This is a genomic window from Paenibacillus sp. MSJ-34, from assembly GCF_018918005.1.
In the GTDB taxonomy this organism is placed as follows: Bacteria; Bacillota; Bacilli; order Paenibacillales; family Paenibacillaceae; genus MSJ-34.
The window spans coordinates 106,130-122,227 of record NZ_JAHLPR010000001.1 but is presented as its reverse complement, the minus strand read 5'-3'; the positions used below and the strand labels follow the sequence as shown (position 1 = coordinate 122,227).

General features: G+C 52.9%; 13 protein-coding genes. All 13 read right to left on the bottom strand.

What is annotated here, in order from left to right; all coding sequences use genetic code 11:
• Position 1 precedes the first annotated feature (1 nt).
• The gene (murB, locus tag KQI79_RS00565; RefSeq protein WP_216536258.1) at positions 2–907 is read right to left on the bottom strand and encodes a UDP-N-acetylmuramate dehydrogenase; all 906 of its coding nucleotides are present in this window, start codon (positions 905–907) and stop codon (positions 2–4) included.
• Positions 908–1,013: 106 nt separating this feature from the next.
• Positions 1,014–2,126, bottom strand: coding sequence for an undecaprenyldiphospho-muramoylpentapeptide beta-N-acetylglucosaminyltransferase (murG, locus tag KQI79_RS00560; protein ID WP_216536257.1), 1,113 nt, complete (start codon positions 2,124–2,126; stop codon positions 1,014–1,016).
• Between the two features lie 5 nt (positions 2,127–2,131).
• The gene (spoVE, locus tag KQI79_RS00555) at positions 2,132–3,229 is read right to left on the bottom strand and encodes a stage V sporulation protein E (RefSeq protein WP_216536256.1); all 1,098 of its coding nucleotides are present in this window, start codon (positions 3,227–3,229) and stop codon (positions 2,132–2,134) included.
• Positions 3,230–3,303: 74 nt separating this feature from the next.
• The gene (murD, locus tag KQI79_RS00550; RefSeq protein WP_216536255.1) at positions 3,304–4,725 is read right to left on the bottom strand and encodes a UDP-N-acetylmuramoyl-L-alanine--D-glutamate ligase; all 1,422 of its coding nucleotides are present in this window, start codon (positions 4,723–4,725) and stop codon (positions 3,304–3,306) included.
• Positions 4,726–4,728: 3 nt separating this feature from the next.
• Positions 4,729–5,691 carry a phospho-N-acetylmuramoyl-pentapeptide-transferase gene (mraY, locus tag KQI79_RS00545; RefSeq protein WP_216536254.1) on the bottom strand — a complete coding sequence of 321 codons (963 nt, stop codon included), beginning with the start codon at positions 5,689–5,691 and terminating at the stop codon, positions 4,729–4,731.
• 72 nt (positions 5,692–5,763) lie between these two features.
• Positions 5,764–7,176, bottom strand: a complete 1,413-nt coding sequence (locus KQI79_RS00540; RefSeq protein WP_216536253.1) for a UDP-N-acetylmuramoyl-tripeptide--D-alanyl-D-alanine ligase — start codon at positions 7,174–7,176, stop codon at positions 5,764–5,766.
• A complete protein-coding gene (locus KQI79_RS00535) occupies positions 7,173–8,660 on the bottom strand; it encodes a UDP-N-acetylmuramoyl-L-alanyl-D-glutamate--2,6-diaminopimelate ligase (RefSeq protein ID WP_216536364.1) in 1,488 nt (495 codons plus the stop codon). The genes KQI79_RS00540 and KQI79_RS00535 overlap by 4 nt, the downstream gene beginning before the upstream one ends.
• Before the next feature lie 71 nt (positions 8,661–8,731).
• Positions 8,732–10,669, bottom strand: coding sequence for a stage V sporulation protein D (locus KQI79_RS00530; RefSeq protein WP_216536252.1), 1,938 nt, complete (start codon positions 10,667–10,669; stop codon positions 8,732–8,734).
• 78 nt (positions 10,670–10,747) lie between these two features.
• On the bottom strand, positions 10,748–12,946 hold the full coding sequence (locus KQI79_RS00525) for a penicillin-binding transpeptidase domain-containing protein (RefSeq protein ID WP_216536251.1): 2,199 nt from the start codon (positions 12,944–12,946) through the stop codon (positions 10,748–10,750).
• Positions 12,947–12,956: 10 nt separating this feature from the next.
• Positions 12,957–13,373: a cell division protein FtsL gene (gene ftsL / locus KQI79_RS00520; RefSeq protein WP_216536250.1), complete on the bottom strand. Its 417-nt coding sequence runs from the start codon at positions 13,371–13,373 to the stop codon at positions 12,957–12,959.
• Positions 13,374–13,461: 88 nt separating this feature from the next.
• The gene (gene rsmH, locus KQI79_RS00515) at positions 13,462–14,412 is read right to left on the bottom strand and encodes a 16S rRNA (cytosine(1402)-N(4))-methyltransferase RsmH (protein WP_216536249.1); all 951 of its coding nucleotides are present in this window, start codon (positions 14,410–14,412) and stop codon (positions 13,462–13,464) included.
• 63 nt (positions 14,413–14,475) lie between these two features.
• Positions 14,476–14,913, bottom strand: a complete 438-nt coding sequence (mraZ, locus tag KQI79_RS00510) for a division/cell wall cluster transcriptional repressor MraZ (RefSeq protein WP_216536248.1) — start codon at positions 14,911–14,913, stop codon at positions 14,476–14,478.
• Between the two features lie 154 nt (positions 14,914–15,067).
• Entirely contained in the window at positions 15,068–16,096 is a 1,029-nt protein-coding gene (locus KQI79_RS00505; protein ID WP_216536247.1) for a DUF4349 domain-containing protein, read from the bottom strand.
• Positions 16,097–16,098: the final 2 nt, after the last annotated feature.

Sequence of the window (16,098 nt, the reverse complement as noted above, 5' to 3'; positions counted from 1 at the left end):
TTTACCGCTCACCCACTACCAACACTTCCGGCACTAATGAAATGCCATATTTTGATGATATCGTCTGTTGGATTTCCTTCATCAGGGTGAGAACATCTCCAGCTGTCGCTTGCCCGGTGTTCACAATGAAATTGGCATGCTGTTCGGATATTTGAGCTCCGCCGACGCGGCGTCCTTTCAATCCCGCTTCCTCGATCAACCTCGCCGCGTAATCGCCCGGCGGGTTGCGGAACACGCTGCCTGCGCAAGCCATTTTCAGCGGTTGGGTACGCATTCGGCGGTCTTTGTAAGATGCCATCGCAGCCGCGATTTCTTTCCGTTCCCCGTAGGCCAATTGAAATGTCGCCTCCACGACGATTCCCGGCCGCTCTTGCAAAATGGAATGACGATAGCGGAACTGCATATCTTGGGCGTTATACCGAACCAATTCCCCTGTCTCCAGTACAATCTCAGCTTCCTTAAATATGCGTGACACATCCGATCCATGGGCACCGGCATTCATATATACGGCGCCGCCAACGGTGCCCGGTATGCCCCCGGCAAACTCCAACCCGGCCAGACCCTGTTTCCCCGCCATTACGCATAGTCTAATAAAGGAATACGCCGCTCCGACGCGAACGGTTTCCCCGTCGAAATGAAGGTGGTCCAAACCTTTGCCCACTTTCACGACAGCGCCGCGAATTCCTTTGTCTGAAACGAGCATGTTTGAGCCCCTGCCGACGGTCGTCCAAGGCACATGATGTTTGCGAAGCAGCTTGAGCGTATCAGCCAACTGCCGCTTGCCGCCGGGAACGATGAAAATGTCTGCAGGCCCTCCGATTTTCCATGTCGTATGGTTGGATAACGGTTCATCGAAGCTAATGCTGCCGAGATTGGCGTCCGTAAATTCCGTAATAAACTGCTGCATCTAACGAACCTCCTTTACATTAATGCCGGTTCCTCTCGGGAGACTGTCACGATTATAGAGTATCTTATGTCGATTAGAACGGGAGTGTGACAATCGCCCAGTCGCTTTATCTAGGCAAAGTAATCAATCTTTCGATTTCTTCTGCAATTTGCTTGGCCGAATCCGGCATGCCGAGCGTTTTCGCCCGTTCCGACATCGACTTCCATCGTTTCTCATCGCCGATGATCGCTTCGATTCGCGCGAACAGCGCCTGTCCGCTCAAATCCTTTTCCAAAATCATCTCGGCCGCTTGTTCATTGGCGAGCGAGCGGGCGTTCGCCTCCTGATGGTTATTGGTTACATTGGGAGACGGAATCAAAATCGAAGGAATGCCCAGCGCCGTAATTTCCGCCAAGGAAGAAGCGCCCGAGCGGCTGACGATCAAAGATGTCGCAGCCAATACTTCCGGCATGTTATGAACGTAAGGCAATACTTTCAACCGTTCCGGAGCCTTCGTATTCCCCCGTTCAATCCGTTCGCTCGTGCCGGGATAGTAGCTTTCCCCCGTAACGTAGACGAAGTAAACGCCCTCCAAACGATGCAAAAGCGGCGTCATTTCGATCATCGCTTCGTTGATCGCTTTGGCCCCGCGGCTCCCGCCGACTACAAGCACGATTCTGGAGCCGGCGGGTATGCCGAGCGAAGAGTAGCCGCTCTTCCGATCCGCAAGCGCGACCGCCGACGCGCACGGATTGCCCGTGAACAGCACCCGCTTCGCTTTATTGAAATGCGGTTCGGACTCTTTGAAACTTACCGCGACCGTGTCGGCATAACGGCTTAAAAATTTGTTTGTCAGCCCCGGTATCGCGTTTTGTTCGTGAATAACCGTCGGAATGCCCAATTTGGCGGCGGCGTATACGACAGGTCCGCAAACGTAACCTCCGGTGCCGATGACGACGTCCGCGCGAAATTGCTTCAGCAATTGTTTGGATCGCTTGACTCCTTGAACGAAACGCATGACGGTTTTTATATTATCGACGGATAATTTACGGCGAAACCCGGTAATGTCGATCGATTCGAACGGAATATTATGTTTCGGGACGAGCGTATGCTCCAATCCCTTCTGTGTGCCAATATATAATAATTCGATATCTTTATGCTGCGCCTGGCATTGCCTGGCAATGGAGAGCGCAGGATAAATATGCCCTCCGGTGCCGCCTCCGCTTAACACAACGCGCATATCAATCACCTCGCATAACGGGATATATTCAATAGAATGCCAAGCGCGGTCAGCATTAAAGTCAATGAGGAGCCGCCGTAGCTTATGAGCGGCAGCGTAATGCCCGTTACGGGCATCAACCCGATGACGACGCCGATGTTGATAATGACCTGAACGGCGACAATCCCGACGATGCCCGCGGCCAGCAAGCTGCCGAACGTATCGGGAGCCGTAAGCGCGACCCTCATGCCGCGCCATACCAAGATAAGAAATAAGAGCAACACCGTCATCCCGCCGATAAAGCCAAGCTCCTCCGCCAAAATCGAAAAGATAAAATCCGTTTGCGGCTCGGGAACATAACTGTACTTCTGCCGGCTCATACCGAGTCCGAGCCCGACGAAACCGCCCGGTCCGATCGCGTACAGCGATTGGATCGATTGGTAGCCTGCGCCGAGCGGGTCTTGCCACGGATCCAAAAAAGCGGTAATGCGCTGCAGCCTGTACGGCGCGGCGATCACTAATCCGACGAAGCCGGCGACCCCGACCAAAGCGAGCGAAGCGAGATGCTTCAATCGCGCTCCGGCCGAGTAAATGACCAGCAAGGACGCTCCAACCATTACGGTGCCCGTTCCAAGGTCCGGCTGCAGCATAATAAGGCCGAACGCGGCCCCCATTATGCCGAGCGGCGGAAGAAGGCCTTTCGTGAACGAGTCGATTTTGGCATGTTGATCGGACAATAACTTTGAAAGAAACAAAATCATAGCCAATTTCATAAATTCGGACGGCTGAATGCCGAACGAACTGATTCCGAGCCAGCTGCGCGCGCCGCCGCGCACGACGCCGATGCCCGGAATCAGAACGATCAACAGCAATACGAAACAAACGATGAGCGTAATTTTCGCATATTTTCTCCAAATAAGATAATCCAAGTTCATCGTAAAATACATCGCAACCAAACCTAATACGGCGAAAAGCAGTTGCCGTTTCACAAAATAGAACGAATCTCCGTAATCGTGAAATGCGAGAACGGCTCCGGCGCTATAGACCATCACGACTCCGATGCCCAGTAACGACAAAATGGATACGATAAGCCAAATATCCGGCGCGGAACGAGCTTTTGACATGGCGAGACACCTCTGCAATCGATTGTAGGGGCTTGCCCTGCCGGCATCGAACATGCCGGGGCTTGGATACCCCCCTACTTAAGACTATGCGCCGCCTCTTTAAAAATTCGTCCACGCTCCTCATAGGAAGCGAACATATCCCAGCTCGCACAGGCGGGAGACAACAAGACGATATCTCCCGGAGCGGCCAGCGCGGCCGCTTCCCGGACCGCTTGCCGAATCGTGTCGGCGGCGTCCTCACCAGTATCGACGGTTTTGATCGCGCGTATCCCCGCCGCCTCCGCCACGCGGCGAATCTTATCCTTCGTTTCGCCGAGCGTCACGACCGCCTTCACCTTATCCTGGAAGATCGGTACGAGCTCCATATAATCGGAGCCGCGATCCAGCCCGCCCGCGATCAGCACAATGCCGCCCGCGAACGCGTCGATCGCCATCGCGGTCGCGACCGCATTCGTCGCCTTCGAATTGTTGTAATACAGCACTCCGTCAACCGTCCGCACATATTCCAGGCGATGCTCCACCCCTTCAAACGAAGCCAGAGGCTGCCGCAGCCGTTCGGGATCAATCCCGGCGGCAAGGCATATGGCGGAAGCGGCCAGCGCGTTCTCGACGTTGTAACGCCCGGGGATGCCGATTTCCCGGACGTCGATAATGCGATGGACTTGTCCGAGCTCGTCCCGGTATACGACGCTGCGCTGCAGTTCGTCCGGTTCGGCCGAATACGGCGGCTCGGCATACACCCCGAAGTCCAGCCGTTCCTTGGCGGAAAAAGGCAGCAACGTGGCGCGCACTCGTTCCGCCAAGGAACGGCAAACTTCATTGTCCCAATTGAGAACGGCATAATCCTCCTCCGTCTGATTGGCGAACAGCTTCGCCTTGGAAGCGATATAGTCCTCCATCGTCCCATGGTAATCCAAATGCGTCTCTCCGACATTTAATAAACAAGCGATGCGCGGATGGAATTGCGACGTCCCTTTCAATTGAAAACTGCTTAATTCGGCTACGAGCCAATGTTCGGCGGTCGCCGCCTGCACCGCTTCGCTGAGCGGGATGCCGATATTGCCGGCGACGATGGCTTTCGCGCCGGCCTGTTTCAATATGTTGCCGACCCATGTCGTCGTCGTCGTCTTTCCGTTAGATCCGGTAATGCCGATGATCGGGGCTTGGCACAGGAAGGAGGCGACTTCCACCTCCGTGACGACTTCGATGCCGAGCGATTGCGCCTGCATGACCGGCGCGGCCGAATAAGGTATGCCCGGGTTTTTGACCACTAGCGCGATATTTGCATGAACCAGCGTATCGGGATGTCCGCCGCAAATAACAGAAATTCCCAAAGCCTCCAATTCAGCGGCTTCGGGACAAAGTTGTCTCTCTTTTTTATCGTTAACGGTGACGCGGGCGCCGGCTTGATGGAATATTTTCGCAACTTGCACTCCGCTTATGGCGAGGCCCAGCACTACGACCTCTTGATCCCGATATGCTTCAGGAAATTTCATCGATTACAACCCCTTGTTGATGTAAAGTCCAAGCCCGGCAAGAATGATGCCGACAGCCCAAAACGTGATGACAACCCGCCATTCGGACCAGCCTGTAAGCTCAAAATGATGATGGATCGGACTCATCTTGAAAATACGTTTGCCGCGCGTCTTGAACGATGCGACTTGCAAGACGACGGACAGCATTTCCACGACGAACACGCCGCCGATAATAATAAACAACAGCTCCGTCTTCGTCAATATGGCGATCGCGCCGAACGCTCCCCCGATACCGAGCGAGCCGATATCGCCCATGAACACTTTGGCCGGATGCGCGTTGAACACCAGGAAACCGAGCACCGCTCCGATCATGGCCGCCGCACATACCGCCGCCGCATGTTCGGTCGTTTGCATCGCGATAATGGCGAATGCGCCGAAGGCGATGGCGCTCGTGCCCGACAGCAGGCCGTCCACCCCGTCGGTAAAATTAACGGCATTGCTGATCGCAAGCATCATCAATACGATGAAAGGATAGTAGAACCAGCCAAACTCCCATACGACGGACGTTCCCGGAATGGAGATCGTCGTCGGATGGTCGTTCATTGCGAGCAGTACGCATATGATGACGGCGAACAGCAATTGACCGATCAGCTTTTGTTTGGCGGTTAAACCGAGCGAGCGTTTAAATACGATTTTGATATAATCGTCCAGAAACCCGACGAGCCCGAAACCTAACGTCGCAATCAAAAGAATGGCAAAATTCGTATTGATGACGGAAAATTTCAAGAAGGAAAGCGTAAATGCAATCAAAATGATCATTCCGCCCATCGTAGGGGTTCCCGCTTTTTTCAAATGCGCCTGCGGACCGTCGTCGCGAATTTGCTGTCCGAATTTCATCCTTCTCAACAGCGGAATGAACAGCGGGCACGCGATGACGGCGAGTATGAATGAAACGCCGATCGTAAGCATTATTAATTTAAAGTCCACTCTATGCCACCTCCAGGCCTGGCGAAGAAACTGCCTCGTAAGTATGTCTATTAGTTCGTTTTCTATTGGTTATTATAATGGGTAATCTCTTAAAGTATGAACAACTTCTTCCAGTCTCATGCCACGGGAGGCTTTCACAAGCACGATGTCTCTCGGGCTCAACTGCTTCAGGAGCGCGCCGATCAATTCCTCTTTATCGGTAAAAGAAAACACCCTGCCCTCGGGCATATTCTCAAGCGCGCCTTCGGCGATCCGTAGCGAGAGCGGACCGTAAGTATAGACGTAATCCGTTTTGCCGGCGTCCAAATAACGGCCGATCGACCGATGAAGCTCTTCTTCTTCCTGTCCTAATTCCAGCATGTCTCCAAGCACAACCGTTTTGCTGCGATAGCCTTTCATCGGCGCGAACATGTCGATCGCCGCGCGGACGGCGGTTGGACTGGAATTGTATGCGTCGTTGACGATCGTCAATCCGCTGGCGGCTTGAATCACTTCCGTGCGCATGCCTGTCATGTCGAGTTGGCCGAGCCCGGATCGAATCGACTCGTCCGTTACGCCGAAATGTCGGGCTACCGCGATCGCCGCCAGCGCGTTCATGACGTTATGCTGTCCCATAAGCGGGATCGTATAGCTTTGTTCGCTTGCGCCGTTCGTCGTAAAGATCGTCCGGCTCGTATGAAACATCATTCCCGTCGGATAGTGATCGTTCGTTTCGGATAATCCGAAGCGTACCCTTGCCGGCGGAGCCGAGCGGCCGAAATCCGTCTCTGCCAGACATCGATCCAGCAACGGTTCGTCGCCGTTATAAATGAGCACGCCGTCTTCCCGCAAGCCGCTGACGATTTCCAGCTTCGCTCTCGCAATTTCTTCGCGCGATCCGAGTTGGAGCAAGTGCGCTTCGCCGATATTTGTAATAACGGCGACTTCCGGCCGCGCAATGCGCGACAGAAGCTCGATTTCCCCGCGCCCGCTCATGCCCATTTCCAGCACGGCGATTTCCGTTCGTTCGTCCATTTCCAAGATCGTGAGCGGCAGACCGATATGATTATTGTAATTTCCTTGCGTTTTATGAACGTTATAGGTCGTGCTTAAGACGGAATAGATCATGTCTTTGGTCGTCGTTTTTCCGTTGCTGCCGGTCACTCCGATCACGCGGACGGCCCGTTCCCGGACATAGGCCGCAGCCAGCCGTTGCAGCGCCGCCAGCGGATCGTCCACAATAATAAGCGGCCTTTCTTGCAATCCGCTTGGAACGGCGATGTCCTTTCGCCATAAGGAGGCGGCGATGCCGCTCGCGAACGCTTCTTCGACGAACCGGTGCCCGTCGAACTTCTCCCCGCTTAACGGGAAGAACAGGCTGCCTTCCGTCAATTTGCGGGTATCGGTCGCAACGCCCGCAACTTTTACCAATTCCGTATCCGAATCGGTGCCTGTCAATGTTCCGCCGCACATATCGGCCAATTCACGCAATGTTTTATTAATCACAATACTTTGCCCCTTATCGCTTCTTTGGCAACGAGTCTATCGTCAAAGTCGTAATTGACCCCTTGAATCGTTTGATAGGTTTCATGTCCTTTCCCCGCAATCAATACTACATCGTCGGGGCTTGCCATTTCAATAGCCTTTTGTATCGCAGTGCGCCGGTCGACGACGAGTTCGTAAGATTGCCGGCCGCCACTTGGGTCCGTCAAGCCTTGCTCGATATCTTGCAAGATGCGGTACGGATCTTCCGTACGCGGATTGTCGGAAGTGACCAGAAGGTAGTCCGCATAATCGGCGGCAATGCGCCCCATAACCGGCCGTTTGGTCCGGTCGCGATCCCCGCCGCAGCCGAACACGCAATAAATGCGGCCTTTGGCAAATTCCTTCACCGTTTTGAGCACATTTTCAAGCCCGTCCGGCGTATGCGCATAATCGACAATGACGGCGAAGGGCTGGCCTTCATCGACCGCTTCGACACGCCCGGCAACGCCCGGCATCGCCTCCAGGCTCGACTTGATCCGCTCCAGGGGAACGCCCTCCGCGAGCGTGGCTGCGATCGCCGCCAACGCGTTATACACATTGAATTTGCCGACCATCTTCAGCCGGATATCCGTTTCGCCGGCAAACGTCCGGACATGAAAGCTCGTTCCTTTCGCGGTCACTTCGATGTTCGACGCATATACGTCTGCGCTCTCCCGCAAACCGTAAGTGATGACTTCCGCCGAAGTCAATTTCCGGAAATAGGGCGAAGCTTCGTCGTCCTCGTTCAAAACGGCGTATCGCCGTTGTTCCGGAGAACCGGAGAACTCGTTGCCCATACGGGAGAAGAACAAACCCTTGGCAGCCCGGTATTCTTCCATCGTTTTATGGTAATCCAAATGATCCTGCGTCAAATTCGTAAAAATCGCGGTGCGGAATCGGCAACCTTTCACGCGCCCCTGCTCCAATGCATGCGAAGAGACCTCCATGACGCAGCAGGCTGCGCCGTGTTCCGCCATCGCATGCAGCGACTGCTGCAATTCCAGCGCATCCGGCGTCGTTCGCGACATATCGAACGTCCGGCCGCCGTAGCGCATTTGAATCGTTCCGATGATGCCTGTATGTTGGCCGAAATCGTTCATAATGCGTTCCACCAAATAAGTGGTGGTCGTTTTGCCGTTTGTGCCCGTTACACCGATCAATTTCAATCGACGGCTCGGGAAGCCGTAATAATAATCGGCGAATACCGCCATCGCATGCCGGCAATCTTTCACGACGATTTGCGGCAGCGCAACCTCCAGTTTCCGCTGCACGACGAGCGCCGCCGCGCCTGACTGGACCGCTTTATCGGCATAGTCGTGCCCGTCGACCGTATGTCCCGGCAAACATATGAATAAATCTCCCGGCTTCACTTTGCGAGAATCCGTTTCGATGCCGGTTATTTCCGTTCCGCCTTCCCCTTCGATCCGTGCGGTCACCAGCAAAGAAGCGAGCTCCGTTACTTGCATGTCATACCCCTCCGTCCAATGTTCCCCAACCTGCTGCAGTCTAGGCAGATGAAGAATATCTGTCACTATCATCATTCACTCTTATTCGTTTCTTCATTCCCCATATAAATGCGGATCGTAGATCCTTTCTCCACGCGCGCTCCCGGCTTCGGCGCCTGGCTGACGACAACCGGGCCGGTTCCCGACTTGGCGAGCGAGAAATCCATATGCAAATCCTCGTAAATATCGACGAGCGACATTCCTACTAAATTCGGCACTTTCACGAGCGGCGTTTCGTTATATTTATATTCGCGCGCCAATTGATCTTTACGGGGTTCGACTCCCATATATTGCAGCGTATCGGTCATAATATTTTTGACGATCGGCGCCGCGACGACGCCGCCGAATTGAATCCCTTGCGGGTTATCCACCGCTATGTACACGACAATTTGCGGATCGTCCGCCGGAGCGAAGGCGATGAAAGAAACGATATGTTCGCTAGCGGAATATTTGCCGTTAACAACTTTCTGCGCCGTCCCCGTCTTGCCGCCGACACGATAGCCGTCGATAAAGGCAGGGCGTCCCGTTCCTTTCGCGACGACGCTCTCCAGCGCCTCGCGCACCAATTTGGACGTTTCCGGGGAAATGACCTCCCTGACGAGCTCGGGTTCCACTTCCTTGACGACTTCGCCGGTTACCGGATGAATCCACGCTTTGGCCACATGCGGCTTAAACAGCTTGCCGCCGTTCACCGCCGCCGCTACCGCCGCTACCTGTTGAATCGGCGTCACCGAAACCCCTTGGCCGAATGCCGTCGTAGCGAGCTCTACCGGACCGACGCGCGAAGGCTTGAATAAGATCCCCGTCGCCTCGCCGTTCAAATCGATGCCGGTTTTCGCCCCGAATCCGAAATTGCGTATGTACTCGAATAATTTGTCTTTCCCGAGCCGTTGGCCGAGCGCCACGAAGCCGGGGTTGCATGAATTTTCCACCACCTGCATAAAAGTTTCGCTTCCATGCCCGCCGCGCTTCCAGCAGCGCAGAAACGACCCGCTTACTTCAATGAATCCCGGATCGTAGAAGTGATCGTGCTTCAGATCGACTTTTCCCTCTTGCAGCGCGGCGGCCAATGTAATGATCTTAAACGTGGAACCCGGCTCGTAAGTCATCCAAATCGGCAAATTCCGGTTATAAATGTCCGCCGGATAATCTCTATAATTGCCGGGATCGTATCCCGGACGGCTTCCCATCGCCAAAATCTCGCCCGTCTTCGGATCCATCGCGATCGACAAAATCGAATTCGGCTGAAATTTGAGCATCGCCTGATCAAGTTCCCGCTCCATTATTGTCTGAATATATTTGTCGATCGTCAATTGCAAATTTAATCCATCTCTCGGTTCAACATATTTTTCCGTCGAATTCGGCATCTGGCGATTGGCCGCGTCCGCCAAATACGAAACGTTGCCCTCGCTGCCTTTCAATTCATTGTCGTACTTGACTTCCACTCCCGTCAAGCCTTGATTCTCGATCCCGACAAATCCCAGAATATGTGCGGCCAACCCGTCGTACGGGTAGTATCTTTTATTGTCTTCCGCGACATAAATTCCCGGCAAATTCAAATTGCGGATTTCTTGGGCTTTCTCCATCGTAATTTTCCGCCCGCCCGGTTGAATACGCACAATTCTTTCGCGTTTCGTTAATTGGCCGTATATTTTGTCCTCGGGCATACCCAGCGCCGCGGCAAGCCGGCTCGCCGTCGATTTCGCTTCCTTCACTTGGGCCGGTACGGCCATAATCGTCGGCGAACTGACATTATACGCTAGACGTTCGCCGTTGCGGTCCCATATTTCTCCGCGCTTTGCGGTAAAAGGTATTTGGCGTCTCCATGAATTTTCCGCCTTCTCCGTCAACTCCGCTCCCTTCCATAACTGCAAATAGCCGAGACGAATACATAAGGCGGCAAATCCGATCGTAATAAGCACAATCGATAAGAACAATCTGCGCCGAACGGTAACATTCGAACCTTTCACATCGGCCCCTCCTGTCTCCTCATAATTATGACGGTTTCATAATCATGACTATTCGGGACAAACAGGGGTTAGAACAAGCTATTCCTCCGCCTTCTCCGATTCGTCTTCCGCCGAATCGGACGGTGCGGACGGTTCCAAAGTAAATTCCGCTTTCCGCACGTCGCCGTTTTGCGTAACCGTCTGTTCGACGACATAACCTTCGCCTGAAACGGAATAATCGATGCCAAGCAAGGAGCACATTTCGATGACATCCCGCAGGGAGGCTCCTTTCATATCGGGCACATCCATATTTTTCGGATCTTCCGTAAAGAGATAGACCCGCTTGCTTTGCGGCAGAGGCAATCCCGCCTCCGGATATTGGCCGATGACTTCGTCCCCGTCGCCGATCGTTTCAAACGTAATTCCGGCATGGGTCAACTGGCTTTTCGCGTCCGCCGTTCTCTGCTTCGTCACGCTAGGCACTAACGTACGCGGTATCGTTTTCTCTTTCCCCTCCTTCTTCTCTGTCTGCTGCGCAGACTTGTTGGACGGGATGTTCATGTAGCGGAGCGATTGGCTGACGATCTCCTTGAATGCGGGGGCGGCGACCGATCCTCCTCCGGCGTACGGGTCGTTCGGTTCATCCACAATGATATAGACAAGAATTTTCGGATCTTCGACCGGGGCGTACCCGATGAAGGAGACAACATATTTCCCGTCGACATACTTCCCGTTGACCGCTTTTTGCGCCGTTCCCGTTTTACCGGCGACGCGATAGCCTTCGATATAAGCATTTCTACCGCTGCCAATCTTCTGGTCGGAAACGACTTGCTCTAGATATTCGCCGACTTTGCGGGAAGTTTCTTCCGAAATGACTTTGCGCACGACTTCCGGTTCCGTTTTTGTTTTCTCACCCGTTACCGGATCTACGATTTCCTTAATAATGTGAGGTTTTAACAGCGTTCCGCCGTTAGCGACAGCGGCAATGCCCGCAACCTGTTGGATCGGCGTGACGACAACCCCGCCTTGGCCGAATGTTGCCGTTGCCACGTCGATCGTTCTTTCGATAGAGACGGTCCCTTTGCTTTCTCCGGGCAGTTCAATGCCTGTTTTTTGGCCGAAACCGAAATCATGGATATATTGTTTTACTTTCTCCTCCCCCAATTTCTCAATCCCTAGCTTGACGAATGCAACGTTACTGGAGCGCTTGACCCCTTCCAATAACGTAATTTCTCCCCATCCGCCCCGCTTCACGTCGCGAATCGGTTTAGGCCAGCCTTTTACTTTAATTTGGCCTGACATGTACCACTCATTGGGATTAAAAAGGCCTTCCTCGACCGCTGCGGCCAGGGTTACGATTTTAAACGTGGAACCCGGCTCGTAAATCGAACGAATCGCGTGATCGTAGAATGCGGCCTGGCTCCCCGCTTCCCAATACGAATTCGGGTTGAAATTCGGCATATTCGCCATGGCCAATATTTCCATCGTTTTCGGATCTGCCGCTATGGCCGTCACGCTGACCGGTTTGTATTGGTCGTAAATGGCTTTGATCGCTTTTTCCGTATAGTGCTGTATCGTTTCGTCAATCGTGAGCACGATGTTTTTGCCGTCCGTTTTCGGTTTGTAGACTTCATTGGCTGTCGGCAGCTTATAGCCTTTTCTATCCTTTTCGTACGAGATGGAACCGGGTATGCCTCTCAGCAACTCGTCGTAATAGGATTCCAGCCCGTTGACAGGCTTATCTTCTTTGTCCATATAGCCTAATATATGCGACGCCAACGTTTCCTTCGGATAATACCTTTTATCCATTTCCAGCAAATAAATGCCTACGTCTTTCTGTTCGGTTTCCTTGCTTAATGCCGCGATCTCCTCTTTCAACCGTTCCGCAACTTCAACGTCGACCTTCCAGCCTTCCGGATGCACTTCGCGCTGCTGATAAAACTCGCCGTCGTCTTTTTTCGCCGTTGCGATTTTATACAATTCATCCTTCGGCTTGTTCAATATTCCGTGCAGCATGTCTACGACTTCGTCAGCAATTTTCAAATGATCGATAATTTTCGGGCTGACCGCAACCGTATAGGCGGGAGCATCCATCGCAAGCGCGCTCCCGTTCCGGTCGTAAATCGTGCCTCGAACCGAATTTAACGTAATTTGCGTCGACCAAGTTTCCTTTGCCTTCACTTGCCAAAATTCCGCGTTCGCGACTTGGAACCAAAAGACTCGGGCCAATAGAATAAAAAAAAGGATGGTAAAACATCCCCCAATAAACATGGTGCGAATTCTTATTCTTTTATTCATTCAAAATCCCTCACTGTGCCGTGCTTGTTTTCACATTTTTGCCTTTGGAGCCGGTAGTATGTACGTCAATTTCATCCCCGTCCGCCGCTCGCGCAATCAGCCCGAGTTTTTCCGCTTCTTCCCGAATCCGTTCCGGACTTTCAAGCTTTTCTTTCTCGATTTTCAAAACCGCGATTTCCTGCTGCATTGTTTGAATCTCCCGATTCATTTGCTGCATTTGCGTATTCAAATCGTAGATTTGCGCGTAACGCCATATGATGACCCCCGCGACAAACACGCAAATAACGATCGTGAACAAATAGAGCAGCTTTTCCTGCATCGGCAGCGCTACTTTCCGCTTTACGACTTTCGTCGTTTCGCGGTATCGTTCGGGAGTGCGATTAATTTTCTTTTCTTGCAAGGCTAAATTGCCGCGTACATAGGCCATACGGTATACCCTCCAACAAATCATTCATAATGATTGTTCAATGCAACTTTCGCGGATTTTTTCGCGGATTTTTTGAACCCGGAATCATTTACAGCTTTTCCGCAATTCTCAATTTCGCCGAACGCGCGCGCGGATTGGAATCCAATTCCTCGTCGCTCGGCAATGTCGGCTTTCGGTTAATCAGTTTCAACGTGCTTGTTTTGCCGCAAACACACATCGGAAAATCCGGAGGACAGGTACATTTCTCAATGTAGCTCGCAAATGTTTGCTTGCATATCCGGTCTTCCAACGAATGAAACGTAATGACCGATACGCGTCCGCCCGGCGCCAGGCAGCGGATCGTCTTATGCAAAGCTTCTTCGAAAGCGCCTAGCTCGTCGTTCACCGCAATCCGCAGCGCCTGGAAGCTGCGCTTGGCGGGATGTCCGCCCGTTCTGCGTGCGGCGGCCGGAATGCCCGCTTTCACCAGCTCGGCGAGCTGTCCCGTCGATTCGATCGGCTGCTGCGCGCGAGCTTGCACGATTGTTTTCGCGATTCTGCGCGAAAACTTCTCTTCCCCGTACTCGAACAAAATGCGGGCAATTTCTTGTTCGGACCAACGATTGACGATTTCGAAAGCCGTCAATTCCCCCGTTCGGTCCATGCGCATATCGAGCGGCGCGTCGTGATTGTAGCTGAATCCGCGATCGGCCTCATCGAGCTGAGGCGACGACACGCCTAGATCGAACAGCACGCCATCCACCTGCGGGATGCCGTCTCGTTGCGGCACGCCGCAATTCAGCAGCGTTTCTTCGATGTATCTAAAGTTCGTTTTCACCAGTTGAATGCGATCCTTGTAATCGGCAAGCCGGGTTTCGGCATTGGCAAGCGCCAGATCGTCTTGATCGAAAGCAATCAATTTGCCTTCGCCGTTAAGCTTGGAAGCGATGGAAGCGCTATGCCCCGCCCCGCCTAACGTACAATCGACATAGATTCCGTCGGGCTTGATGTTAAGGCCCGCTACGGCCTCTTCTTTTAGAACCGTGATGTGATGAAACAACGTTAAGCCCCCTATACTGCTTTCGTTATGGCACCCTTCTAAGCCGGGCGAGCCGCAGAACCGTTATAAGTCAACATTAAAATCCACCAGCTTCTCGGCAATCTCGTTGAACGCTTCTTCCGATTGCTCAAAATAGTTTTCCCAAATGTCTTTGCTCCAAATTTCCACCCGATTGGATACGCCGATGACGACGCATTCCTTATCCAGCTTTGCATATTGGCGCAAATTGGCCGGTATGTTTACCCTGCCCTGTTTATCCCACTCGCATTCCGTCGCCCCGGAAAAAAAGAACCTTGTAAACGCGCGGGCGTCGGATTTCATCAGTGGCAAAGCTTTCAGCTTCTGCTCGAGCAATGACCATTCCTCTTTCGGATAAACGAATAAACATTGGTCCAAGCCGCGGGTAAGTACAAATGAGGATCCGAGAGGTTCGCGGAACTTCGCAGGCACGATCATTCGACCTTTATCGTCAATGCTGTGTTGATATTCGCCCATGAACATCGGCCGCTCCACCCCTTACCCCAAGTCTCCCACTTTACACCACTTTTCACCACCAATGACATATTAATTCGCCGAAACAAACAAAAATCCTGCTATGCAAGCAGGATTTTTTCAAAATTATTAAATTTTTGTTGCCAAACATCCTAAAATTATGTTAATCTTTCTTTTCGTCTTGTTCGGAAGGTCCGATTTGTCCGGCCAATTTCTTTTTCGCTTTCCATTTCTTGCGGTAAACGCCCCAGTAAACAGCGGCGGCAATCGACAAAAGAACGAGGACTGGCAGCGCTCCGACGACAAAAAGGACGATTCCTTGCAGAAATGCGACCGTCCATTGCCAACTGGTCGACAGCGTGGAGGAAATTCGTTCGCCGAACGGTTTTTTCGACTTGATCGACGCTTGATCGGCATCTTCCAAAGTCTGATACAGTCGAAGATTGACGGTGGAAAAGGCGACGTTTTGCTCCAGGTAGCGCATTCTCCCTTTAATCCGCTCGATCTCTTCCTGAACGCTTCCGAGTTCGGACGAGAACCGGACGAGATCGTCCGCCTTCTGCGCCTTTTCCATAAAGGAGAGGAGACGGGCCTCCACCACTTGCTTCGCTTTCAATCTCGCTTCCAGATCGACGTATTCTTCCGTCACATCGTTTGCCTGCAAGTTGCGCGAAAATTCGAGATGCTTCATCTGCTCCAATTGCTGGATAAAATTCATGAATCCGCCCGACGGCACCTTCACGGTGAAGATTCCGCCAAGTTCATAGAGACTTTTCTGGTCCGAAAATTCCAGAACGTACCCCCCTGCCAGTTGGACGCGGTTCAACAGCTCGCTTTGTGCCTTGACGTAATCTTCCACTTCCATGGAAAGATCGGCGCGATAAATAAGTTTGCGATTGAACCCCTCGTCCGCTATCATCGCATCCGTACCCATTCCGGCAGCGGAATTTGCCAAAGCGGAGGCGTATTCCCCGCTCACCGCTTCATCCGCTTGCGGAGCTTCCGCCGGCGCCGCTTCATTCATTGGTGCCTTCATGTCCGCCGCAAGCGATTCGGCGCTGCCCGAGTATTGCGCGGACCCGGCGTCCGAAGCGCTGTCCGATTTGCCGGCGCTGCTGCAGCCCGCGATAAGCGCGGCCAGCAACAAGAATGCGCCAATCATCGCAAACGTTTTCCTCACATGTTTTGTCAAAA